Below are 22712 nucleotides of genomic sequence, written 5' to 3' on the forward strand. Positions count from 1 at the left end.
CTTCAAAAGCCATGCTGCGGCGGAAAGATCCCTTCCCCTGAAAATCCTATCTTCGGCAGATGAAAATTGCCACTTACAACGTAAACGGCGTGAATGGCCGTCTGCCCGTACTGTTGCGCTGGCTGGAAGAAAGCCGGCCGGATTATGTGTGCCTCCAGGAGCTGAAGGCGCCCGAAGAAAAGTTCCCCCTGCAGGCGATCAACGACGCCGGTTACGAAGCCATCTGGCATGGACAGAAAAGCTGGAACGGCGTCGCCATCCTTTCGCGGCACGGCTTGCCGGTGGAAGTGACGCGCGTGCTGCCCGGCGACCCGGAAGACCTCCATAGCCGGTATATTGAAGCGGAAGTAAGCGGCATTACGCTCGGATGCCTCTATCTGCCCAACGGCAACCCCGCGCCGGGGCCCAAGTTCGACTACAAGCTGGGCTGGTTCGAACGATTCGCGCTGCATGCGAAGCAGCATATCGATTCCGGGAAACCCGTGGTGCTGGCGGGGGATTACAACGTGATCCCCACCGGCCGCGACGTATATAAACCGGAACGCTGGGTCGACGATGCGCTCTTCCGCCCGGAAACGCGGGCGGCTTATGAAAAAGTGATCTCCCAGGGGTGGACGGACGCGCTGCGCGCCCTCTATCCCGACGAAACCATTTATACCTTCTGGGATTATTTCCGCGACGCGTTCGGCCGGAATGCCGGCCTGCGGATCGATCATTTCCTGCTGAGCCCATCTATTAAAGACCGGCTGAAAAGCGCCGGCGTTGATAAAAATGTCCGCGGATGGGAGAAATCCAGCGATCATGCGCCGGTGTGGATCGAATTGAAAAACTAATCCCGTTAAAAATATTTTTCCATCGTCAGCCCGTAATTCATGAACAGGTTCTCCCGTTCCGTGCGGTTGATCTTGTTGTATTGCAGCGCCGCCGTGATCGCCAGCCACGACCGCAGTTTGATGGAAAGGGAATTCGTGCTTTTGAGGATGTGATCGTCGATATACCGGAACGATTGCTGATAGAAATGCGAACCTTCCAGCACCACGATTTTGCTGATGGTGAATTTATAATACAGCCGCAGGGAATTGCGGAAAGTATGGTAAACGTCGGGGATCGTGTCTTTCATCAACAGATCGTTGTTCTCGAACAAGATCCCGTTGCTGAGGTTGACGAGTGCCGCGGGCCGGCTGACCACATCGTACGCCGCGCCGAGCCCGCCCTGGAACTGGTCGTTCACCTTGAGGGAATAACTTTTGAGATAGCTTGTGAGCCCCCAGTAATAGAAGCGCCGGTCGTCTCCCTGGTACCAGTTAAAATTAAGCGAAGCCGAAAAATCGCTGTTGGTCTTCGACGCATCCTGCCGGCCGTAAATATATCCCGCATCTGCGTTCAGCACCACTTTCCGCTTACTGATCTTGAACGCCAGCCAGTTGTTCAGCAGGTACGATTTCGCGTCCTGCGTCCGGTTGATAGACCCCGTGGAGGCATATTTGACATAATAATGCGTAGAATCCGAGAATTGTGCGGTGGCCTGCAATGCCAGCCACATCGCACCAAAAATGATCAAGCCCGTCTTTTTCATCTTCCTGCCGCCGCAATTAACGTGCCTGTTGATTGATTGTCAGTATTTTCCTGCGCGTCTCCGGCGGTCGCCGGCCACCTTTACATAATAGGCGTCTACCGTGGCCGCGTCTCATCTGCCGTTGGCCAGTACCGGCGTGCGTGTGGGGCCCGGTTTGACCATGTGGAGCCGCCATTCCCCCGAAAAAGTTCTGACCCCATACTATCGACCTATTCATTTTTATTATAGTTTGCATCGCGTAACTAGCCAACACTTGCCGATCAACCAGAATCATAATGACAAGGAACTGCTTTTGCTCGTAGCAGAGGGCGACGAACATGCATTTGCCCGGTTTTTCAGACAATGGAGCCCGCTTTTGCAACACTGGATCCATCGCCTCGTCAAAGACGATAACAGCCGGCTGGAAGCCTTGCAGGACGTATTCATCCAGATATGGACGTACCGCGACAAGCTGCCTGAGGTCGCCAACATTACCGCCTGGCTGAAAACCGTTACCACTCACCAATGCTTCCGGCACCTGGCGCGCCAGAAAGCCTGGTACGCCCAGATGACGCCGCAAACCGCGGAAGCCGCCGGCTATCCCTCTCCCGAGCCCGGGGCAGACCATCACCTGAATTTCAAGGAGATACAGGCCGTTATCCAGCAAGCCCTCGCCACCCTTTCCCCGCAGCAACGGCAGATTTACCGCCTCAGCCGCGAAGAAGGCCTCAACTCAGACCAGATCGCCCGGAAACTCGACCTTTCCCGCGGCCATGTGAGAAATACCATCAGCGCCGTCCTGGCCCACATCAGGGCCTATCTCCTCCAGGCCGGGAAGATTTTCTGGCTGGCCTGGATACTTTTTTAAAAAATATCGCTTCCCGGCATTACACCTCCACTTTCTCCCGGCTCTTATATACTGACACCTTAAACTGCCTTCACCGATGATGAACAAAGAAGACATGGCTTATCTCATCCAGGGTTATATGCAAAACACCCTGAGCGATGCCGAACGGCAAACGTTCATCAACGAAGTGCTGACGGAGGAAAACCGGGCGCTGTACCAGGAAGTGGCCGCGTCGCTGCTGGAAGACGCCCCTGCGCTCGCGCCTTTCGATGAAAAGCTGTGGCCCCTCTTCCACCAGGCATTGAACGCCGACAAACCATCACTACACATAGCATCAAAAACCAACCCGGCCGTTCGCCGGCAACATTCCATCCGCAAATGGGGCTGGGCGGCGGCAGTGATCCTGCTCGCCGCTTCCAGCTTCCTGCTGCTGAAACGTTTCGGGAATGACGGTACGCAAAACGACGGCCCGGCCTCCGTTGCGCAAAACATCCCCCCCGGCCGGAACGGCGCCGTGCTCACGCTTTCCGGCGGACAGCAAATCGTGCTCGACAGCCTGGAAAACGGGATGGTGGCGCGTCAGAACGGGGCCGACGTGGTGCTGAAAAACGGGGGACTGGCGTATGATAAAACCGGCGCTACGCCCGACGAACTGGTATATAATACGATGACCACGCCCAAGGGCCGCCAGTATCAGCTCACGTTGCCCGATGGCACGAAGGTCTGGCTCAATTCGGCCAGCTCGATCCGCTTCCCCACGGCGTTTATCGGGAAAGAGCGCCGGGTAGACATCCACGGGGAGGCTTATTTCGAAGTGGCGAAAAATGCGGAAATGCCCTTCCGCGTGCGCGCGGGCAACGATATGGAAATCGAGGTGCTGGGGACGCATTTCAACGTAAATGCGTATGAAAACGAAAGAACGCTGAGGACAACCCTGCTGGAAGGGCGCGTCAAGGTAACATCTTTGCCCGGCATGCAGCATCACGGCACGGCCACCGGCGTGATCAACCCCGGCGAGCAGGTGGAAATGACCCGCAACGAAGGCGTTACCGTGGTCCGCAATGCCGACATCAATAAAGCGATGGCCTGGAAGAACGGGTTGTTCAACTTCGAAGGCGCCACGCTCGAAGAAGTGATGAAACAACTGGAACGGTGGTACGACATCGAGGTAGTATATGAAAACGGGATCCCCAACATCGCGTTCGACGGTAAAATGACGAAAGACATTCCCCTGGCAGGCCTGCTGGTCATGCTGGAAAAGTCGAAAGTACGTTTCAGGCTGGAGGGAAGAAAACTGGTGGTATTACCTTAACCAGGCAGACTAACGACCTATAAAATAACGGATCAACCAAAACAAAACCGGAAGTGCTCGAACACTCCCGGCAGATAGTTCGGTTGATCTGAATGGAGCTTCTATTCTCTTTCATTAAACAACCAAAACTTACCTAAAGGTATGACAAAATTCGCTTTTGGGGCGAGTCCCTTCCTGCCCGCAGCTACCGAGCGGCCGGCCTGGCGACGCCCTATCACCAAAATCCTGCTGGTTATGAAACTAACCGCTTTTTTGCTCACCGCTGCTCTTTTACAGGTATTTGCCTCCGGGAAGGCCCAAACCGTCTCTATTTCGGGAAAAGACCTAACGCTCAGGCAGGTTTTTTCCACCATTGAATCTCAAACCGGGTATGTTCTTTTCACCAACCGCGAAATGCTCGAAGGCACCCGGCCCGTTTCCCTGAAAGTGACCGATATGGAACTGACGGCTTTGCTGGACGTGGTTTTGAAAGGCCAGCAGCTCGATTACATCATCCAGGGTAAAACGATCACGCTGTCTGAAAGCGCCGCCCGCAGGCGGATGCAGCGGTACGCCATGCCGCCGGGCCTCGAAGCATTCGCCGCTCCGCCGGTACCGGTGCGGATCACAGGGCCCGACGGCAAGCCCCTCGCAGGCGCCACCATCCAGGTCAAAGGCACCGGCATTACCGGGGTCACGAATGCGGACGGTGTGTTCGACATGGAACTGCAGGCCGGCCAAACCATCACCGTCTCCTTCATCGGCTACGAGTCCCGCGAAGTAGTAGTGACCCCTGTCCTCCTCACCCGGAGCTTCGTTTCCGGCGCAAACGGCAAGCCCAACGGCATCACCATAGCACTTACACCCAAAGTGGAATCCCTCGGCGAAACGGTTGTCCTCGGTATTTACAACCGGCCGAAAGAAAGCTTCACCGGCGCAGTGACCACCATCTCCGGCCAGCAGCTCCGCAGTGTGAACGGACTGAACGTGCTGCAGGCGCTCAAGGTATTCGACGCTTCCATTCATATCCCGGAAAACGTGCAATACGGCTCCGATCCCAACCGGCTCCCCACCATCACCATGCGCGGCACCAACAACTTTCCCACCCAGGGCGGCAACAGCAAAGCGCCCGTTTCCGGGGCCGATTTCTCATCTAACTACATGAGCAATCCCAACCAGCCCCTGTTCATCCTCGACGGTTTCGAAGTGAGCATCCAGAAAATATACGACCTCGACATGAGCCGCATCGCGAGCTTCACGATCCTCAAAGACGCCGCCGCCACCTCCATTTACGGCTCCCGCGCCGCCAACGGCGTGATCGTCGTGGAAACGGTGCAGCCCAAACCCGGGAAGCTCCGTCTTTCCTACAGCGGGCAGGCACAGGTAACCGCGCCCGACCTCACCGTGTACGACCTGACCAATGCCGCCGAAAAACTGGAAGTGGAGCGCCTCGCGGGCGTGTACAGCCGGTATAGCGACGGCGCTCAGGCCGGGCTGGACGCGTATTACCGCCAATTGTACAGCAACCGCCTCACGAAGGTGCAACGCGGCGTAAACACCTACTGGCTTTCCAAGCCCGTCCACACCGGGTTCGGCCAGCGGCACTCCATTTACCTGGAAGGCGGCGACAACTATGTGCGCTACGGCATCGACTTCGGGTACAACAACAACGCCGGCGTCATGAAAAACAGCGGGCGCAACAATTACACCGGCGGCATGAACCTCAGCTACCGGCATAAAGGGCTGCTGATCAAAAACGTACTGAGCGTTGCTTTCAACAAAGCCAAAAACTCCAACTACGGCTCCTTCAGCGAATATTCCCAAATGAACCCGTATTGGGAACCTTTCGACGAAAACGGCAATGCCCTGCAGGTCGTGGAACAATATACCATCCAGGGCAGCAAATCCACCCCGTACCTGAACCCGCTGTACAACGCCACGCTGCATATCGTGGACCAGTCTACCTACACCGGCATCACCAACCAGACCAACCTGGAATGGCGGATCAACGATGCTTTCAGGGCCATCGGCAAACTGGCCATCAATAAGCAGACCGACCAGAGCGACAAGTTCCTGCCCGCCAAGCATAATTCCTTCTATGAGGAAGACGATTTTACCGAAAGGGGCAGCTACACCCAAACGCACAGCCAGTTCTTTTCGTACGACGGCTCTTTGCAGCTGGATTACAACAAGCAGCTGGGCAACGGGTACCTTTACAATACCACCGGCGTCAACATCGCGGAAACGAACAGCGATTACGTGGGCGTTACGGTGACGGGGTTCCCCAATGAAAGGATGAACGACATCGGCTTCGGCAACGGATACCCGGCCAATACGAAGCCCGACGGCGGTAATGCCGTTACCCGCCGCATATCCGCGTTCAGCAATTTCAACTATACGTACGACAGCAGGTTCCTGGCCGACGTGAGCTTCCGGGCCGACGGCTCCTCCCAGTTCGGCGTCAACAAGCGCTTTGCGCCTTTCTGGAGCGCGGGTTTGGGATGGAACGTCCATAACGAAAAGTTCTTCCGCCGGTCAGCCGTCGTGAACAGGCTGCGCATCCGCGCATCCATGGGCTCCACGGGCGATAACCGCTTCCCTCCCTTCATGGGCATCACGTCTTACAAATACTACACGGACCAGAACTATCGTTCCAAAGTAGGCGCCGTGCTCATGGGCTATGGCAACGAAAACCTCGCCTGGCAGCAAACCATCAAGCAGAACCTGGGCACCGACCTCACAATGTTCAACACCCGGCTCAACCTCACCTTCAACATTTACCGCGAAAATACCAACGGCCTCATCCTCGACATCAACACGCCGCCGTCTGACGGGGTCACCAGCTACAAGGAAAACGTAGGCAAGCTCCAGAACAACGGTTACGAGTTCAATGCCACGTACTTCATCGTCAAAAACGAGAAAAACCAACGCTACTGGAGCTTTTTCGTCAACGGCAACCACAACCGGAACTACATTAAAAGCATTTCCAACTCGCTCAAGAAGCTGAACCAGACCAACGATAAAAACGATGAAGGCCAGCAAACGAAACCGCAATACCGGTTCGAGGAAGGCCAAAGCACCAATGTGATCTGGGCCGTACGTTCCAACGGCATCGATCCCAGCAACGGCCGCGAGGTGTATGTGAAGAAAGACGGGAAGTTGACGTATGACTGGGACCCGAAAGACAAGGTGATCGCCGGCGACATTACGCCCGACCTGAACGGCAACTTCGGCACCAACATCACGCTGCACGGATTTACGCTCGGCGTTTACTTCGATTTCCAGTTTGGCGGACAGGCGTACAACCAAACGCTCCAGAGCCGTGTGGAAGGCGCAGACCTGCAGTACCAGGTAGACAGAAGGCTGCTGCTCGGCCGGTGGACGAAGCCTGGCGACGTGAAGTACTTCCAGCGGCTGATATACGCCAGCAACGGTATTTTCATCCCGCCCAGCAATGCCACTTCCCGCTTTGTGCAGAACAACAACTACCTGAACCTGGGCAGCATTTCGCTGGGTTACCAGATCCCCGACCGGGTTACCCGGCGCTGGGGGCTCAGCAATACCCGCCTGGGCTTCATCGCCAATGAAGTGAAACGGTGGTCCACCATCAAAATGGAACGCGGGCTCGACTATCCCTTCGCGCGCAATTTCACGTTCAACATCACCACTTCCATCAACCAATAAAATGCCGACCGATGTATCCCAGATATTTCAAGCAACTCATCATATTCGCCCTTTTCGCCGTGATGGCGGCCGGGTGTAAAAAATGGCTGGACGTAAGCCCCAAAACCCAGATCCGGCAAAGGGAGCTGTTCGAAAACGAGCAGGGGTTCCTGGACGCGCTCACCGGCGTGTACCTCAAGCTCGGCAGCAGCAACCTCTATGGCCAGCAAATGACCTACGGGCTCCTCGATGTGATGGCGCAATGCTACAACATCACGTTCGCCGGGTCAGACAATGCCAGCAACACTTTCAGACAGGCCGGCGTGTACAATTATGCAGACGACAGGGTGAAGACCCGGATCGCCGCCATCTGGAGCGAAACCTATGCCTGCATCGCCAACCTGGACAACGTCCTCGTTCAGATCGACGAAAAGAAAAAGCAATTCACCCTCGATAATTTCGACCGGGTGAAAGGCCAGGCGCTCGCCTTGCGGGCCTACCTCCACTTCGACCTCCTCCGCCTGTTCGGCACCGCGCCGATCGTAGACGGCGCCAAGCCTTCCATCCCTTACGTGACCACATTCGGGGTGGGCGTTTATCCCTTGCTGCCGGTGAACGATGTGATCGCCAATTGCCTCAAAGACCTCGCGGAAGCGGAACAGCTGCTGGGCGGCAACAAAGAAGTCAATATCCTCTACAGCGAAGACCCCACCAGCAATTACATGAACTACTGGGCCGTAAAAGGGCTGGAAGCGCGCATCCACCTCTATGCGGGCGACAAGCCCAAAGCGCTGGCCGCTGCTCAGGAAGTGATCGGCAACCAAAAGCTATTCCCTTTCGTGGAGCCTTCCAGGGCGTCGGCCACCATCAACCGCGACCGCCTCTACGCCAGCGAGCACCTCTTCACGCTGCAGGTGTATAAGCTGAAAGATTATGCGGAAGCGTACACCAAATCCAGCAGCGGCCTGCCCCTGCTCAGCACCACTACCAGTAAAACCCGGGCGCTCTTCGAAACCACGAGCGGCGGCAGCTCCGACATCCGGTTCAACTATTCGTTCGTCCAGATCGGCAGCGGATACGCCACCAGCAAGTACTGGCAGGAAGCCACCAACACTTATCTGAAAAACATCGTGCCCATGGTCCGGCTGTCCGAAATGTATTACATCGCCGCAGAATGCGCCGCTACGACGGAAGAAGGTGTTGGCTACCTGAACACCGTTCGCCACAACCGCGGCCTGACCTTGCTCAACGCCAACATCACGGCAGACAAGCTGAAGGCCGAGATCCTCAAGGAATACAAGAAGGAATGCTATGGCGAAGGCCAGCTGTTCTACTATTTCAAGCGGATCAACAACCCGCTGATCGACGGTAGCAGCAAAGACGCCACCAGGGTGTACGTGCTGCCCCTGCCCGAAGATGAGGTCGAATTCGGAAAACGGTTCGAATAAGCAACGATGATCCACTTTAAATTTTCTCAACCATGAAACGATCCTTTCAATATACCTGTCTGCTCGCCTTTGCCGCCACTTTCTGGTGCGCCTGCGAAAAAACCGCTTTGGTGGAATACGTCCAGCCAGACATGATTTACTTCTTCAAAGACCCCAACCTGTCGGAGAAAGACAGCCTGTCTTATTCCTTCGCCATCAAAAGCGAGACAATGCAGTTCGATACCGTTCAGATCCCCGTTAGGATCATGGGAACGGCGAAAGACTACGACCGGGTGGTGACCTGGGGAACGGTAGACAGTCTTACCACCGCCGTGGCCGGTACCGATTACGAAGTGCTTCCCGCCAAAGTGCCCGCAGGGGCTTACACGGCATATGTGCCCGTGAGGATACTCCGGAACGCGGCGCAAAAAACGAAAGAAGTGCGGCTCCTGCTCGAAATCCGGGAATCGAAAGACTTCAAGCCCGGTATCGATGACGCGCGCGGCGGCGACTGGGCCTATCCCGGCGCGGGGATCCGGTACCTGGTCAAGATCAACGACTTCCTCACCAAGCCCAATAACTGGGACAGCTGGCTGAAATATTTCTTCGGCTCCTACAGCCAGGTGAAATACGGCTTCATCATCGACGTCACCGGCAGGGCGGAATTCCCCGACACCGGGCCTAATGCGCTTCCCTACGGCCAGTTCCAGTATTTCGAGTCCGTTTGCCGGAATGCACTGGAGGCTTATGAAGCCGAGCATGGCACGCTCATAGACGAGTTCGGCAACCCGGTCACTTTTTAATGATTCGCTAAAAGACTTAAACCGATCAAGATGTTGAAACATATAAAACTCCTGTGTTGCATTTCGCTGGGCATAGCCATGGCAGGATGTTACAAAGACAAAGGCAATTACGATTACATTGATATCAACGAGGTTTCCATTACCAGCGACTCCAGCGCCGTAGTGGTGCTGCAGCAGGATACGCTCCGGATCAATGTGCAGCTGAAGCAATCGATGCCCGATGCGGCCGGACTTACCTATGAATGGGTATTCTATGCCGCAAACGGGACGCCGCAGGAGCGCCGCCAGCTGGGCACCGGAAAAAACCTCACCGCCATGATCTCCGAAAAACCGGGGAACTACAACCTCGATTATTTCGTGACCGACAAGAAAACCGGCGTCAGCTTTCAAAAACGGTTCTCGATCAGCGTGGAAAGCGCGTTCGGTGAGGGATGGATGGTGCTCGAAGAGAACGGCGGCACAACCGACATCGGGCTCGTTACCCGCGGGAAGAAGATCTTTAAAAACATCTACTCCACCAGCAACAAAGGGCAAAAGCTGCCCGCAGGAGCCAGGGATATCAGTATCATCCAGTACCGCGGCCAGGAAATCTACATCCTTTCGCCGGCGGATATGGTCCAGGTGGATTATGTCGACTTTACGAAGATCAAGCGGTTCGACCAGTTCTTCTACGACGCGCCCGCGCCCAAACCGGAAGGGAACTACCTGCTGGGTGGGTCAGACAAGGTGATGTACAACAACGGGTTGGTCTATACCGCCTCCACCGTGCTGCCCCCGCCTTATACGTTCGGCCTGCCGCTCATCGGCGCCGGGGAGGGGCCTTACTACATGGAGCCCTATCCGATCTACTCCGTCTCCGAAGGCAAATTCTTCTACGACCGCATCTCCCAGCGCTTCTTCAGGGCCGGCCCGTACGACATCGAGCTGAGCCCCTGCCCCCAGTTCGACCCCGCAGCGGATGCGTACAATATGAACAACATCGGCAAAAAGCTGCTGTACGCAGAGCATAACGTGACGGACATGCACAACCTGCTATTCAAAAACAATAACAACGACTCCCTTTTCATTTACGTCCTCGATGCCGGCATTCCGAACCCCGCCGTCGCGAAGTACGACGTTACCGGGCTGCCCGGGCTTTTGGGGGCAGATCATTACCGGATGTCCAAAACGCTGACTTACCTCTATTACTCCAACGGGAATAAAGTCTACAAGCTCGACATCCTCGCCCAAACCTCCACCCTGCTCTACACTTTCCCCGCCGGCACGCAGGTGGCCGACATGAAAATGTATTTCAACTGGAAAGATTTCGACGACGCAGACAATGATCGCCTCATCGGCATCGCCACCAACGAAGCCGGCCATGGAAAACTATATTATTTCCCCCTGGCCGTAACCGGCAACTTCGAAGGGAACACTTACCGGACCGTTTTCGACGGGTTCGGCAAAATCAACGGAATTGCTTACAAAAGCGGTAACTAAATCGCTGTTTATCCCGGTATGATGGCCAGGGCCCTCCCGCACGGGAGGCCCGCCGTCATCCCTCAAATCTCCCATCACCATGCAAATCAACAAAACACGCTTCATTACCGCCCTCCTGTTATGCGCCGGCCTCCAGGCCCTCGCGCAAAAACCATTGACTATCATCCGGGGCACCGTAGATAAAGAGCGCGCATCCAAAGTGCAGCTCTACCAGGTGGTAGAAGGCCAGATGACCGAATATGCCTCCACCACCCTCGATGCTGGCAACAACTACGCCTTCGCCCTGCCGGAAGTAAAAGAAGGTTTTTACTACGTGACAGACAATGCCGGCAAATCGTTGCCCGGCCGGCTCTACCTGAAGTCCGGCGACGCGGTGAAGCTTAACATACTTGCTAACGGAACGGAACTATCCGGCACCTCGCCCGAAAACAAGGTGCTGAACGAATGGCAGCAAATGTACAATGGCATCGCCGTGCCCGCATTCCTCTTCTGGAGCGACCGCACCGAATATCCCGAGTTCTTCACCCACCTCACCGCGTTCATTCCCAAAGCGGCGGCATTCAAAAAACAGGTCAACACACCGAATAAACGGTTCAACGAACTGCTCAAAATGGTGATCGACAGCGACGTGGAATACGCTGCTATCCAGTTTATCTATACGCCGCGGTCTGTCCATCCCACCAAAGACCAGTATCCCGCGTACTACAACACCATCCTGCAGCCGAAGAAATTCTGTGACACCCGCATCCTCCAGCTGGGCGACGGGCTCGACCGGATGGACCGCTACTCGCTGTACTGTAACATGAACAGCGGCACCGAAATTACCCGGGAAGAACGGCTGTCATACTCCCTCAACCTCTTCTGCAACGATACGCTGAAAGGCATTTACCTCGTGCAAGGGCTGGGGCGGTACCAGTCGCTGGAAAAGCTGCGCGACGACGTGGCGCCTTTCAAAAAATACCTCCTCACCGATTCCAGCAAGGCGAAATACCTCCGCCGCGAATCGGCCCTGGCCTCCTACGCCAAAGGGGAAAAGGCGTACAACTTCGCCTATCCCGACGTTAACGGCGATACCGTTTCGCTCGCCAGCCTGAAAGGGAAAGTGGTGCTGGTAGACACTTGGGCTACCTGGTGCATGCCCTGCCGCGCGGAAATCCCGCATCTGCAGAAACTGGAAGAAGAACTGAGAAACAAAGCCATCGCGTTTGTTTCACTGTCTTGCGACGAAGCCAAAGACGAAGCCAAATGGAAAGCGTTCGTGGAGAAGGAAAAACTCACCGGCATTCAACTGTACGCAAAGGGCTTCAGTGAATTCACGAAATACTACAAGATCAACGCCATCCCCCGTTTCCTGATTTTCGACAAAGAAGGGAAAATCGTGACGGTGGATGCGCCCCGGCCATCGGACCCGGCGCTGAAAACGCTGCTCCTCCAGTTGGCGGAAGGTTGATATCGCATCCGGGAAAAGTAAGGAAAGAAGGGCTCGTCCCTTCTTTTTTTGCTTTGGGGTTATTGCCCGGCCTTCAGCACTTTGAAGACGATGTCGCGGTAGTTGGCGCCGATGGGCAGCTCCAGCCTGCCGATCTCCACGTCTTGCGCCGTGAAGGCCGTGACTTTGGAAAGGTTGACGATGAAGGAGCGGTGTATCCGTAAAAAACGTTTGTCTTTCACTTCGATCTCCATATCGCCGATCTTGAATTTGGCCATGAAGGTAGACCCATCGGCCCGGTGGAGCACCACATAATCTTTCACGCTTTCGATATAGAGGATATCGTTTACGGGGATGCGGTTGTATTTATTGCCGGTTTTGATGGCGATGTATTCCTCCTCCGGCTGGTGCCGCGCCATCGGGTTCACCGGCGGATCTTTGGGGGAAAAGCGCGAATAATACCTTTCCACCGCTTTGAAAAACCGCTCGAACGTGATGGGCTTGAGGAGATAATCGACGATATCCAGCTCATATCCTTCCAGCGCATATTCCCGGTAAGCCGTCGTGAAAATGACGGCGGGCGGCTGACGGAGGGTTTTGAGGAATTCGATACCGGTGATCTGCGGCATCTTGATATCGAGGAAAAGCAGGTCTACGGTTTGGGCACGGAGCTCCTGCGCGGCCTGCATGGCGTTGGCGCAGGTACCCACCACTTCCAGCGCGCTCAGGCGACCGATATGGTTCTCCAGGAGCGCGATGGCCAGGGGCTCGTCGTCCACGATAAGGCATTTGATCTTCACACGGGCAGGTTTAAGCGCAGCGCCAGCTTCGCCGTAAACACGCGCTGGTCTGCCATGATCTCAAATGTATGCGTTTCCGGGTACAACAATGCCAGCTGCTTGCGGATATTTTCCAGGCCGATGCCCAGCTGCCCGTTCACCTTCTCCCGGAACGTATTGCTGATCTCGAAAACGAACTGGTTTTTCTCCTGCGTCAGCGAAATCCTGATCTCGGGGCAGCCCGCATCTTCTCCCGCGCCGTGCTTGAAGGCGTTTTCGGTGAGCGACAGTAATATCAGCGGCGCGATCTCCACATCCTGCGCCACGCGGTGCTCGAACGAAACGGCCAGGCGGTCGTTGTACCGGAGTTTCTCCAGTTCGATGTAGTTCTGCAACAGTGCTATTTCCTGCGAAACCGGCACGAAAGGCTTGCCCGACCGGTACAACAGCGTATCCAGGATTTCGGACAAGCGCGCGATGGCTGGTGAAGTTTTGGGGGAATGAAGGATAGACAGCGAGTAGATATTATTGAGCGTATTGAACAGGAAATGCGGGTTCAGCTGCGCTTTGAGCGCCTGCAGCTCGATGTCTGCCTTCTGTTTCTCCAGGTCGAGCGCGCGCTTGTTCACCACATACTGGTCTTTGAGCAGCTTGATGAAAATAAACACGAACGCGAAGGAAAACGAATGGATGAAGTAATTCCAGAACAGGTAATCCACGTCGGTGAAAATCTCGAGCAAAGGCTCCTGGCTGAAGGGTTTCGGCCGGATGATCGGCTCCAGGAAATACACGACGAACGTTCTCGACAACGCCATGATGAGATAGAGGCCGAACATCGTTATCAAAAACGTGCGCAGGTAATGCTTCCCCGCCAGGAACCTCGGCAGGGAAAAATACGTGAGGAAATACGAGGTAATGGCCGCAAACCCGATGAAGAAGAAACTGTTCAGCAGCTCCTGGCCAAATGTATACGTCGGGTTCGTATAGGTATTATACCGTGCGATCGACAAAATATACACGCACAGCCAATAGGTGAAATGGGTGAGAAACCGGTATTTGCTGGTAAACTGTATGAATCGCTCTATTAACGGCATGGTATCAAAAATACCAAACTTCGCGGCTCGCAGCGCCGCCCGTCGACGAATTTGCCCGCATCGCCCCCGAAAACGCCCCCTTAGCAGCCAAACCCTGATTTCTACCCCCATTCCCCTGTCTATGGCCTGCGCCCCCCCGTTCGTCGACCCGCCCGGATCCGCCCAGCGGATAGTGCCACATTTGCAGAAACTCCTGAGAAATGAAGCACTTATACCAGCTGATATGCTGCCTCGCCATCGCCCTCCCATCCTTCAGCCAATCCTTCTCCCTCGAAGGAAAGATCGTTTCCGCCACCGACCGGGCGCCCGTTCCCGGCGCCAGCGTGCTGCTCCGGTCGCAAAAGGACACGACCCTTCAATTTCGCACCGCCGCAGCAACAGACGGCCGTTTCCACCTGACGCTCCCCGCCGGGAAATATACCTTCCAGGCCCGGGCGCTGCAATTCGACGGGGACATGCGCACCGTCGTGCTGCAGGGGAATATGGATCTGGGGGACATCCGCCTGTCTGCCAACGTGCAACAACTGTCTACCGTGCAGGTACAGGGCGAAAAATCCTCCATCGAGTTGAAAACGGATAAAAAGGTGTTCAACGTGGGAAAAGACATCCTGTCCCGGGGCGGCAACGCCAACGATATCCTGAACAACGTTCCGTCCGTGAATGTGGACATGCAGGGCAATGTATCCCTGCGCGACAATCCCTATGTGCGCATCCTCGTCAACGGGAAACCGTCTATGCTCACCCAGAACAACGGCCTGTCGCAAATCCCGGCGGCCAACATCGAAAAGATAGAAGTGATCACCAACCCATCGTCGGCCTACGAATCGCAGGGCAGCGCGGGGATCATCAACATCGTGCTGAAGAAAAACGCGTCGCTGGGCTTCAATGCCTCGCTGCAGGCGGGGATCTCCAGTCCGCAGAACAACAGCGTCAACCTCAACGCCAGCTACAAAACGAAAACCTTCAACCTGTTCACCAATATCGGGTACCGCGACCGTTCCCTGCTGTTCCTGGAAGACGTCGGGCGCATCCATAAAAACCCATACACTCTCCTCCGCCAATCCAACCGCTCCGACGCCAATTCAGACAACATCAATTTGTACGTGGGGACCGATTTCTATCTAAACGAAAAAAATATCCTCACCGCCAGCTACTACCGTACCCACATCCGCAACAACGACCGCAACCGCATGGATTACGCGTATTTCGACCAGCATGGCACGCAAGACAGTACCATCACCCGTTTCGAAAGCTACCGCGAACCGCAGATCTTCAACGAACTGGAGCTCAACTACACAAAAACGTTCAAACAGCCCGGCAAAAAATGGACGACCTACATGCAGTACGATTTCTGGAACGACGATGAAAACCAGGACATCCGGCAGCATTCGTCCGCCGCAACGCCGGTCCACCTCGTTACCCGCGACATCGAAAGCAGTAAGGACATTTACCTGCAAAGCGATGTTAAATTACCCCTGAAGTCGGGCCAGCTGGACATGGGCGTCCGCGGCCAATGGCGCGCCATCCGTAGCGAATATTCCGCTGCGCAGGACGGGAAACTGCTGCCGGGCAACAACAACAAGCTGTTTTACGACGAGAACATCTACGCCGCATACGCCCAGTACGGTACAAAATGGAAACAGCTGGAAGGCCTGGTGGGGCTGCGAAGTGAGTTGTCGCACATCGGTATCATCGACCGGGAGCAAACGATCGACCGGAGAAAGCGGTACATCGACTTCTTCCCCACCCTGCATTTGCAATATGGGTTTAAAAACGAGCTGAGCCTGCAGGCGAGCTACAGCCGGCGGATCAACCGGCCGCGGTTTTGGCAACTGAACACGTTCTCGGGCTTGTCTGACCAAAGGTTCCTCCAGCGCGGGAACCCCAACATCGACCCCATGTATACCAGCGTCGCAGAACTGGCGCTGCTGAAGAAGTTCGGGAAGATCAGCGTGAACCCGGGCCTGTATTACCAGCATACCACCAATTACTTCGATGCGGTGATAGAGCCCCAGCCCGACGGTACTTTCGTGCGCACCTTTGCGAACATGGGCCGGGAAAACCGGTACGGGTTCGATATGACGACTACGTATAACCCTTATGGTTGGTGGCGCCTGTCGTGGGACGTAAATTGGTATTCCTTCAACCAGCGCGGCGCTTACGCCGGAAAAAACTACGCTACCGATGCCACCACCTGGTTCACGACCCTGCGTTCCAGCATGCGCTTCCCGAAAGTCGTGAATATCGATGGTAGCTTTACCTACCGGGGGAAACGAAGGGAAGTACAATTGTCGGTGGCCGAACAATACCGCGCCAATATCGGCCTGTCCAGGGATTTCTTCGACGACCGGCTCTCGCTTTCCTTCAGCGTCAACAACATCTTCAACTCCAATACCTACAACGCCGAAATGGACACGCCGGAATATTCCCTGTATTCGCATTACGTACAACAGGGCGTGGTGTATACCGGAAATGTGGTGTACCGTTTCAACCGGAAGAAAAGCCAGGTAGACCGGATGCCGACGGAGAAATAAGCGGCTGGAAAGTTTTCCCGGACGCCGCCGTCCATTGTTTAACAGAAAGCCACTGCGGGAGACTGCAGTGGCTTAATTTTTTTAGTTCCAGTTATCGATCTTGACATCGTCCGGGAAGGGCTCGCCTTTACCCGTTTCGACCAGTTTTTTCAGGCTCAGCAGGAAAATGGCCCATTTGGTACTGCAATGATGCATGAACTCGACGGGCTCTCTCCAGTTCAGATGCTGGAACAGCAGGATCACGTAATCGCCGTCCTGCTTCAGATCGAACGTGATGGTAGTGCCTACCCATTCTGCCGGGCCAGCCACCACTTCCCATTCCACATGATGCGGCGCATCCAGTTTGGTCACCTTCATATCGAACCCATCGGTATTGAACCGGAAAGCGACGATGTTGCCTACTTTATCGCCTTCGCCCTTGGTGTCGGTCGTCCACCAGGCCGCAAGCTGGTTGCGGGAAGTCAATGCGCGGTAAACTGCTTCGATGGAAGTCGTTTTAATTCCTACTCTGTGCAAGATATTTGCCATGGTAATTTGCTTTCTCCAAAATTACCGCGTCACGGAATCACCTTTCGGGTGCTAAATGGACAACTTCCAGTGGTGTTCTGGACAATTGCCCCGTTTGGGCCGGAACAGCAGGAATTTATGAAGCAACGATCGGCGACAGGGAAATGAAATCCCCGTTATCATACCCAATGGTTACAGGCAGCGGCGTAGTTGCCACGCGGAATTTCGAATGGTCGAGCTGTGTCTGGATGATGTTATCAAAAACGAAAGCCGATGCGGCAACGGGCAATAACCAGTCGAGGAACGAAAAATCTTCTTTGGCTTCGGCCAGCGCGGAATTGAGCATTTTCAGACTATCGGGGACGAAATGCCCCAGTTCCGGTTGCCACGACGGCTCGGTTGCCCATTCGGCATCCTGCGGGTCGTATGCGTCCGCACCCAGCACATGATAAGCATAGATGGTCCTGCGCTGCTCCTCGTCATAAAACTGAACGATGCCTATCCATAACGCCTGTACGGAATCGGGCAGCGGATAGGTTTCTGCCAGCTCGTGCAGCCAATCGGCCATTTCCGCCCGTTCTTCCGTAAAATCGACATTCCGCAACGCGCTCCAATATGTAGCCGGTTTGATTTGTGCATGAAAATCTATCAATGCTTCCCATGATGCGGCGATCCCTTCCCTTTTCCCGAGAATTTCTTCCAGCGCCGTCCAGGATCCTTCGTATGAAAATTCCATAGTATTCATATATGCAGAAAAGTAATAAATATTCATCAGCAGTCCATCATATTTTAATGACATTTTAACTTGCCGCCCCATCTTACTTCCGGAACTTTGCGGCATGAACAGGATTCTGCTGACGGAAGACGATAGCCGGGTAGCCGCTTTCATAAAAAAGGGGCTGGAAGAAAACCTCTACCTCGCGCATGTTGCCGGGAACGGCGCCGACGCCTTACTGGAAGCGGCTTCCAGCGACTACGACGCCATCATCCTTGACGTCATGCTCCCCGATATGGACGGCTTCGACGTCTGCACACTGCTGCGCAGGCGCGGTATCACCACACCGGTGATCATGCTCAGCGCGCTCAATTCTCCCGAAGAAAAGATCCGCGGCCTGCAATGCGGGGCAGACGATTACCTGTCCAAACCCTTCCTATTCGAAGAACTGCTGGCCCGCATCCATGCGCAACTGCGGCGCATCGAGTTCAACCGCGGCGTCACCGATATGCAGCGGTACGCGGGCATAGAGATCAATATGGCCGAACAATGCGCGTACCGCAACGGTAACGATCTCCAGCTGTCGCCGCGGGAGTTCAAACTCCTCACTTTCCTCGTCCGCAACCGCGAAAAGGCGCTGTCGCGCGCGCAGATCGCGCAATCCGTGTGGGACATCCACTTCAGCTCCAACACCAATGTGGTGGACGTTTACATCAATTACCTCCGCCGCAAGCTCGACAAGGATTATGCGCATCCGCTGATCCATACCATCAAAGGCCGCGGGTACATGCTCAAACAGAAAGAACATGAGCCTGCGTCGTAAGCTTACGAACCGGTCGGCCCTCATATTCGCCGCCACGCTGGGTTTCGTATTGCTGGGCGCCTATCTCCTCTTCCGCCATTACACCCGCGACCTGTATTACCGCAAACTGGAAGAAAGGGCCCGGACGGCCGCGCTTTTCTATCTCGAAAAAGACGAGCTGACAGGCCACAAATACCGCGAGATCGAGGAAAAATACCGGCAGATCAGTGCAGCGCCCATCCGGCTCTATTATGCGGACGATTTCAGGATTTACGTGCCCGACGGACAGGATTACTCGCTCTCCCGCCCGCAACTGGAAGCCGTCATGCCGCACGGCGTGCGGATGTTCCAGGTCGGGGAAAGGCAGTGCACCGGGATTTTTTACAAAGACAACCAGGGCGATTTCATCGTGGTGGCCTCCGGGAGCAACAGTGCCGGCTCCGCCCAGCTCGCTGCCCTCCGCTGGATGCTGCTCTGCTTCTTCGGGATCGGGATGGTCATCAATTACTCCATGACCCGGTGGCTCTCCCACCGCACGTTCCGGCCATTTTCCCGCCTTATCCGCAAAGTGAACGCCATCACGGCAGACAATCTCCACACCCGGCTGGAGGTGCCCAGCCAGAAGCCCGATGAGCTGACGGCCCTCATCACCACCTTCAACTACCTCCTGGAGCGGCTGGAGGCGGGCGTCAGGAGCCAGCGGAACTTTCTCCGGAATGCCTCGCATGAATTGAAAACCCCGCTGGCAGCCATGATCGGTGAAATGGACGTCACCCTCCGGCAACCGCGCAGCAACGACGATTACCGCGGCCAATTGCAGCTATTACAGCAGGAAGCCCGGCATTTACAGGCCATCACCGAAGGACTGCTGGCGCTTTCGGGGCTGGAATTGTCGCCCCCGCCCATGCATCCCGTGCGCATAGACGAAGTGCTGTGGAACGTGCTGGAAAAAGCCGCGGCGGATTACCCCGGCGCGGAGGTGCACCCGGACCTCGACGGCGTTGCCGACCAGGAAAGCCTGCTCACCGTTCACGGCAACCGCGAGCTGTTGTTCGTAGCCCTGTCGAACCTCGTAGACAATGCCATCAAGTTTTCCCGCCCGGCGCCGGTGCAAGTGAAGGTGACCGCCGCGAACGGGCGCCTCGCCATCACCGTGAGCGACCGCGGGCCGGGCATCACCGCGGATGAACAGGCGCGGATATTCGATCTTTTTTACCGCTCTCCCGCTACGCGGCACCTGGCCGGGCATGGCATCGGGTTGCACCTGACCCTACAGATCCTCGACCGGCATGGCATTGAGATGGCAGTGTCGGCCGCAGAAGGCGGCGGCACCGTGTTCCGGCTCCTCTTTCCTGCGCCGTTCTCATCATTTTCTAATCTGGCGTAAAAGTGCCTCTAATGCGGGCGCGATAGTTTTGCGCCCGATATGGTACGACTCGCACTTCTTCCCATCCTCCTTTTCTCCGGCATTTGCCTGGCGCAGCAGCCGGCAGACACCTTGCGCTTTTCGCCCGGGGAAGCGGAAAAAACCTTCCTCGAAAATAATCTCGGTCTCCTCGCCGCGAAGCTGGACATCGGCCGGGCGGAAGCCCGCATTCTCCAAGCGAAAGCCTGGCCCAATCCCAATTTCACGCTCGATGAAGTGAACCTCTGGGCCACGGCCCGCCAGCGCGGCGGAGAAACCGTTTCGCCGGCGTTCCCGGGCGGATGGGGCACCAATCAGCAATTCGCGCTGCGGCTGGAGCAAATGGTGCAAACGGCCCGCAAGCGCGGGAAAGCCATCCGGCTGGAAACCGACGGCAAAGTTCTGGCGGAAAAGTCGTTTTCCGACCTCTTACAGGCCATGCGCGCGGAATTGCGCCAGGCCGCGGCGGAATTGTCGTACGCACAGGCGCTCCTGCACGATGCGCGCCGCCAACAATCCCTCGTAGACCGGCTCCTGCGCGTACAGGAAGCGCAATCGGCCCTGGGGGCCGTTCCGAAAGCCGAAGTTTACCGCCTGCGGGCATTGCAGCAATCCCTGAAAGCGGAAGCCAACGAATGGGCGGAACAGGCCGGCGAAAAGGAAATGGCCCTCAAACTGCTGCTGGGCACACCGCCCGCATCCGCGCTCGTCATCACCATACCCGCCGCCATTCCCGCCGTGCACATCCCACCGCTGGATTCCCTGCTGGATGTCGCGGAGCGGAACAACGCTTCCCTGCAGGTGGCAACGGCCAACGTGCAGCTGCAAAATTCCGCCTACGCGCTGGAACGCGCACGCCGCGTGCCCGATCTGCAGTTCAACGTCGGGTACGACCGCAATGGCAGTACCATGCTCGATTTCGTAGGGGCCGGCGTGTCTATGGACCTGCCCTTCTTCAACCGCAACAAAGGCAACATCCGCGATGCCCGGCTGCAATGGCAGCAAAGCGGGATACAGCGCAGCAGAACGGCGCATGCGCTGGCGGCAGACGTGGTACGGGCGCGGCAGGAACTGGTGCGCACCCTGGAAGCCGCGCAGGGCATGGGCGGCGACTATCTCCATGAGCTAGATCTCCTGCTGGACGGCATAACGCTCAACTTCCGCGACCGGCACCTCAGCCTGGTGGCCTTCCTGGACTACTTCACCTCTTTCCGCGACAACAGGCGCCTCTATTACGAGGCAATCCGAAATATTATCGTCCATCAATCCGAATTGGAATACTTAACCGGCAACACATTATGACATCAACAAAAATTTACGCGCTCGCCGTTTTGCTGGCCGCCGCCGGATGCAGCACCCCGCAACCGGAATCCCAGCCCGCCACCCGGCGCTGCATAGCGCCGGAGCTGAGGGAACGCATCCAGCTGGAAACCATCCGCCAGGCGCACTGGCAGCCCAACCTGCCGCTTACGGGCATGGTGGGCTACGACGAAGAAAGGGTCTACCGCTTCGTGCCGCTGCTCAGCGGCGTGGTGTCGCAGATGAACGTGAAACTGGGCGACCGCGTCCGGAAGGGGCAACTGCTCATGGAAATCCAGAGCCCCGAGCTGAGCACCATGGCCACCGAACTGGCCACCGCCCGCGCACAGCTGGCCCTGGCGCAACGCAAGCTCCAGGCAGAGCAACAGCTGCGGCAAAGCGGCGTATCGGCCGATAAAGACCTCCTCGAAGCTCAGGCCGAAGCCGCCGCCGCCCAATCCGCCATCGCGCGGATCACGAAGTCGGCGGCGATTTACGGCGGCAGCCTGGAAAGCGGGACTTTGCTCGTGCGCGCAGCGCTGGACGGCTATATCGTAGAAAAGAACGTGGTGGCGGGGGCGCAGGTGGAAGCCAGCCAAAATCCCCTGTTCGTGTTGTCGGATCTGGAAGAAGTATGGGTACAGGCCAATATTTACACCGGTCAACTCGGCGAAATATCCAAAGGCCAGGTGGCCCGGATCACTACTACTGCTTACCCGGGCAAGGTGTTCGAGGGGCGCATCGACCGGCTGTCGGGCGTGTTCGACCCGGAAGAGCGCGTCCTCAAGGCCATCATCACCCTTCACAACCGCGATCTGCGGCTCAAGCCCGGGATGATGGTGGAAGTGGCCGTGCAGAAAGCCGCAGAGGCGGTTGCGGCGGTACCCGTATCCGCGGCGGTGTTCGACAACAACCGCTTCCATGTGCTGAAATACCGCAATGAATGCGAAGTAGACATCATCCCCGTTGAAACGGCCTTCGAAACGAAAGATACCCTGTACATCCGCAAAGGCGTAGCGCCCGGTGATACGATCATCACCCGTAACCCGCTGCTGATCTATGCCTGGCTCAAAGACAACTGAA

18 protein-coding genes are annotated in these 22712 nt (G+C 56.2%); 13 read left to right on the plus strand and 5 right to left on the minus strand.

The genetic code is table 11. The features are described 5' to 3' along the window. Positions 1-59 precede the first annotated feature (59 nt). Positions 60-833: an exodeoxyribonuclease III gene (gene xth, locus WJU22_RS21685; protein WP_341840266.1), complete on the plus strand. Its 774-nt coding sequence runs from the start codon at positions 60-62 to the stop codon at positions 831-833. Between the two features lie 5 nt (positions 834-838). Here the strand turns inward: xth and WJU22_RS21690 are convergent, their stop codons facing one another. Continuing rightward, on the minus strand, positions 839-1576 hold the full coding sequence (locus WJU22_RS21690; protein ID WP_341840267.1) for a hypothetical protein: 738 nt from the start codon (positions 1574-1576) through the stop codon (positions 839-841). Positions 1577-1829: 253 nt separating this feature from the next. Here WJU22_RS21690 and WJU22_RS21695 point away from each other — a divergent pair, with 253 nt between their 5' ends. From WJU22_RS21695 to WJU22_RS21725, 7 genes are all read left to right on the plus strand, one after another. After that, positions 1830-2423, plus strand: a complete 594-nt coding sequence (locus WJU22_RS21695) for an RNA polymerase sigma factor (protein WP_341840268.1) — start codon at positions 1830-1832, stop codon at positions 2421-2423. Between the two features lie 76 nt (positions 2424-2499). Further along, positions 2500-3714, plus strand: coding sequence for a FecR domain-containing protein (locus tag WJU22_RS21700; protein WP_341840269.1), 1215 nt, complete (start codon positions 2500-2502; stop codon positions 3712-3714). A 234-nt stretch (positions 3715-3948) separates the two neighbouring features. Beyond that, complete coding sequence (locus WJU22_RS21705) at positions 3949-7377, plus strand: SusC/RagA family TonB-linked outer membrane protein (RefSeq protein ID WP_341840270.1); 3429 nt, start codon at positions 3949-3951, stop codon at positions 7375-7377. Positions 7378-7388: 11 nt separating this feature from the next. Beyond that, entirely contained in the window at positions 7389-8804 is a 1416-nt protein-coding gene (locus tag WJU22_RS21710) for a RagB/SusD family nutrient uptake outer membrane protein (protein WP_341840271.1), read from the plus strand. A 32-nt stretch (positions 8805-8836) separates the two neighbouring features. Next, entirely contained in the window at positions 8837-9586 is a 750-nt protein-coding gene (locus WJU22_RS21715; protein WP_341840272.1) for a DUF4843 domain-containing protein, read from the plus strand. Positions 9587-9616: 30 nt separating this feature from the next. Further along, complete coding sequence (locus tag WJU22_RS21720) at positions 9617-11065, plus strand: PKD-like family lipoprotein (RefSeq protein ID WP_341840273.1); 1449 nt, start codon at positions 9617-9619, stop codon at positions 11063-11065. Between the two features lie 79 nt (positions 11066-11144). After that, the gene (locus WJU22_RS21725) at positions 11145-12515 is read left to right on the plus strand and encodes a TlpA disulfide reductase family protein (RefSeq protein WP_341840274.1); all 1371 of its coding nucleotides are present in this window, start codon (positions 11145-11147) and stop codon (positions 12513-12515) included. A gap of 59 nt (positions 12516-12574) precedes the next feature. Here the strand turns inward: WJU22_RS21725 and WJU22_RS21730 are convergent, their stop codons facing one another. Both WJU22_RS21730 and WJU22_RS21735 read right to left on the minus strand, forming a co-directional pair. After that, positions 12575-13294, minus strand: a complete 720-nt coding sequence (locus WJU22_RS21730) for a LytTR family DNA-binding domain-containing protein (RefSeq protein WP_341840275.1) — start codon at positions 13292-13294, stop codon at positions 12575-12577. Further along, positions 13291-14367, minus strand: a complete 1077-nt coding sequence (locus WJU22_RS21735) for a sensor histidine kinase (RefSeq protein WP_341840276.1) — start codon at positions 14365-14367, stop codon at positions 13291-13293. The genes WJU22_RS21730 and WJU22_RS21735 overlap by 4 nt, the downstream gene beginning before the upstream one ends. Before the next feature lie 200 nt (positions 14368-14567). Here WJU22_RS21735 and WJU22_RS21740 point away from each other — a divergent pair, with 200 nt between their 5' ends. Then, positions 14568-16901, plus strand: a complete 2334-nt coding sequence (locus tag WJU22_RS21740) for a TonB-dependent receptor (RefSeq protein WP_341840277.1) — start codon at positions 14568-14570, stop codon at positions 16899-16901. Between the two features lie 81 nt (positions 16902-16982). Here the strand turns inward: WJU22_RS21740 and WJU22_RS21745 are convergent, their stop codons facing one another. Both WJU22_RS21745 and WJU22_RS21750 read right to left on the minus strand, forming a co-directional pair. Beyond that, positions 16983-17429: an SRPBCC domain-containing protein gene (locus tag WJU22_RS21745; protein ID WP_341840278.1), complete on the minus strand. Its 447-nt coding sequence runs from the start codon at positions 17427-17429 to the stop codon at positions 16983-16985. A 115-nt stretch (positions 17430-17544) separates the two neighbouring features. Continuing rightward, positions 17545-18144, minus strand: a complete 600-nt coding sequence (locus WJU22_RS21750; RefSeq protein ID WP_341840279.1) for a hypothetical protein — start codon at positions 18142-18144, stop codon at positions 17545-17547. 103 nt (positions 18145-18247) lie between these two features. On the opposite strand from WJU22_RS21750, the gene WJU22_RS21755 reads away from it, so the two are divergent. From WJU22_RS21755 to WJU22_RS21770, 4 genes are read left to right on the plus strand one after another with little or no spacing between them, the layout of a single operon-like run. After that, on the plus strand, positions 18248-18946 hold the full coding sequence (locus WJU22_RS21755; protein WP_341840280.1) for a response regulator transcription factor: 699 nt from the start codon (positions 18248-18250) through the stop codon (positions 18944-18946). Beyond that, entirely contained in the window at positions 18930-20312 is a 1383-nt protein-coding gene (locus WJU22_RS21760; RefSeq protein WP_341840281.1) for a HAMP domain-containing sensor histidine kinase, read from the plus strand. The genes WJU22_RS21755 and WJU22_RS21760 overlap by 17 nt, the downstream gene beginning before the upstream one ends. A gap of 39 nt (positions 20313-20351) precedes the next feature. Beyond that, positions 20352-21632: a TolC family protein gene (locus tag WJU22_RS21765; RefSeq protein WP_341840282.1), complete on the plus strand. Its 1281-nt coding sequence runs from the start codon at positions 20352-20354 to the stop codon at positions 21630-21632. Then, entirely contained in the window at positions 21629-22711 is a 1083-nt protein-coding gene (locus tag WJU22_RS21770) for an efflux RND transporter periplasmic adaptor subunit (protein ID WP_341840283.1), read from the plus strand. The genes WJU22_RS21765 and WJU22_RS21770 overlap by 4 nt, the downstream gene beginning before the upstream one ends. Position 22712 lies beyond the last annotated feature (1 nt).

It is taken from the genome of Chitinophaga caseinilytica, assembly GCF_038396765.1.
Lineage (GTDB): Bacteria > Bacteroidota > Bacteroidia > Chitinophagales > Chitinophagaceae > Chitinophaga > Chitinophaga caseinilytica.

Bases quoted from the DNA above. Each gene is read 5' to 3' on its own strand.
- WJU22_RS21725 (WP_341840274.1), top strand. From the start codon at position 11,145: ATGCAAATCAACAAAACACGCTTCATTACCGCCCTCCTGTTATGCGCC.
- WJU22_RS21705 (WP_341840270.1), top strand. From the start codon at position 3,949: ATGAAACTAACCGCTTTTTTGCTCACCGCTGCTCTTTTACAGGTATTT.
- WJU22_RS21755 (WP_341840280.1), top strand. From the start codon at position 18,248: ATGAACAGGATTCTGCTGACGGAAGACGATAGCCGGGTAGCCGCTTTC.
- WJU22_RS21690 (WP_341840267.1), bottom strand. From the start codon at position 1,576: ATGAAAAAGACGGGCTTGATCATTTTTGGTGCGATGTGGCTGGCATTG.
- xth (WP_341840266.1), top strand. From the start codon at position 60: ATGAAAATTGCCACTTACAACGTAAACGGCGTGAATGGCCGTCTGCCC.
- WJU22_RS21765 (WP_341840282.1), top strand. From the start codon at position 20,352: ATGGTACGACTCGCACTTCTTCCCATCCTCCTTTTCTCCGGCATTTGC.
- WJU22_RS21720 (WP_341840273.1), top strand. From the start codon at position 9,617: ATGTTGAAACATATAAAACTCCTGTGTTGCATTTCGCTGGGCATAGCC.
- WJU22_RS21750 (WP_341840279.1), bottom strand. From the start codon at position 18,144: ATGGAATTTTCATACGAAGGATCCTGGACGGCGCTGGAAGAAATTCTC.
- WJU22_RS21740 (WP_341840277.1), top strand. From the start codon at position 14,568: ATGAAGCACTTATACCAGCTGATATGCTGCCTCGCCATCGCCCTCCCA.
- WJU22_RS21770 (WP_341840283.1), top strand. From the start codon at position 21,629: ATGACATCAACAAAAATTTACGCGCTCGCCGTTTTGCTGGCCGCCGCC.
- WJU22_RS21735 (WP_341840276.1), bottom strand. From the start codon at position 14,367: ATGCCGTTAATAGAGCGATTCATACAGTTTACCAGCAAATACCGGTTT.
- WJU22_RS21745 (WP_341840278.1), bottom strand. From the start codon at position 17,429: ATGGCAAATATCTTGCACAGAGTAGGAATTAAAACGACTTCCATCGAA.
- WJU22_RS21715 (WP_341840272.1), top strand. From the start codon at position 8,837: ATGAAACGATCCTTTCAATATACCTGTCTGCTCGCCTTTGCCGCCACT.
- WJU22_RS21700 (WP_341840269.1), top strand. From the start codon at position 2,500: ATGATGAACAAAGAAGACATGGCTTATCTCATCCAGGGTTATATGCAA.
- WJU22_RS21760 (WP_341840281.1), top strand. From the start codon at position 18,930: ATGAGCCTGCGTCGTAAGCTTACGAACCGGTCGGCCCTCATATTCGCC.
- WJU22_RS21710 (WP_341840271.1), top strand. From the start codon at position 7,389: ATGTATCCCAGATATTTCAAGCAACTCATCATATTCGCCCTTTTCGCC.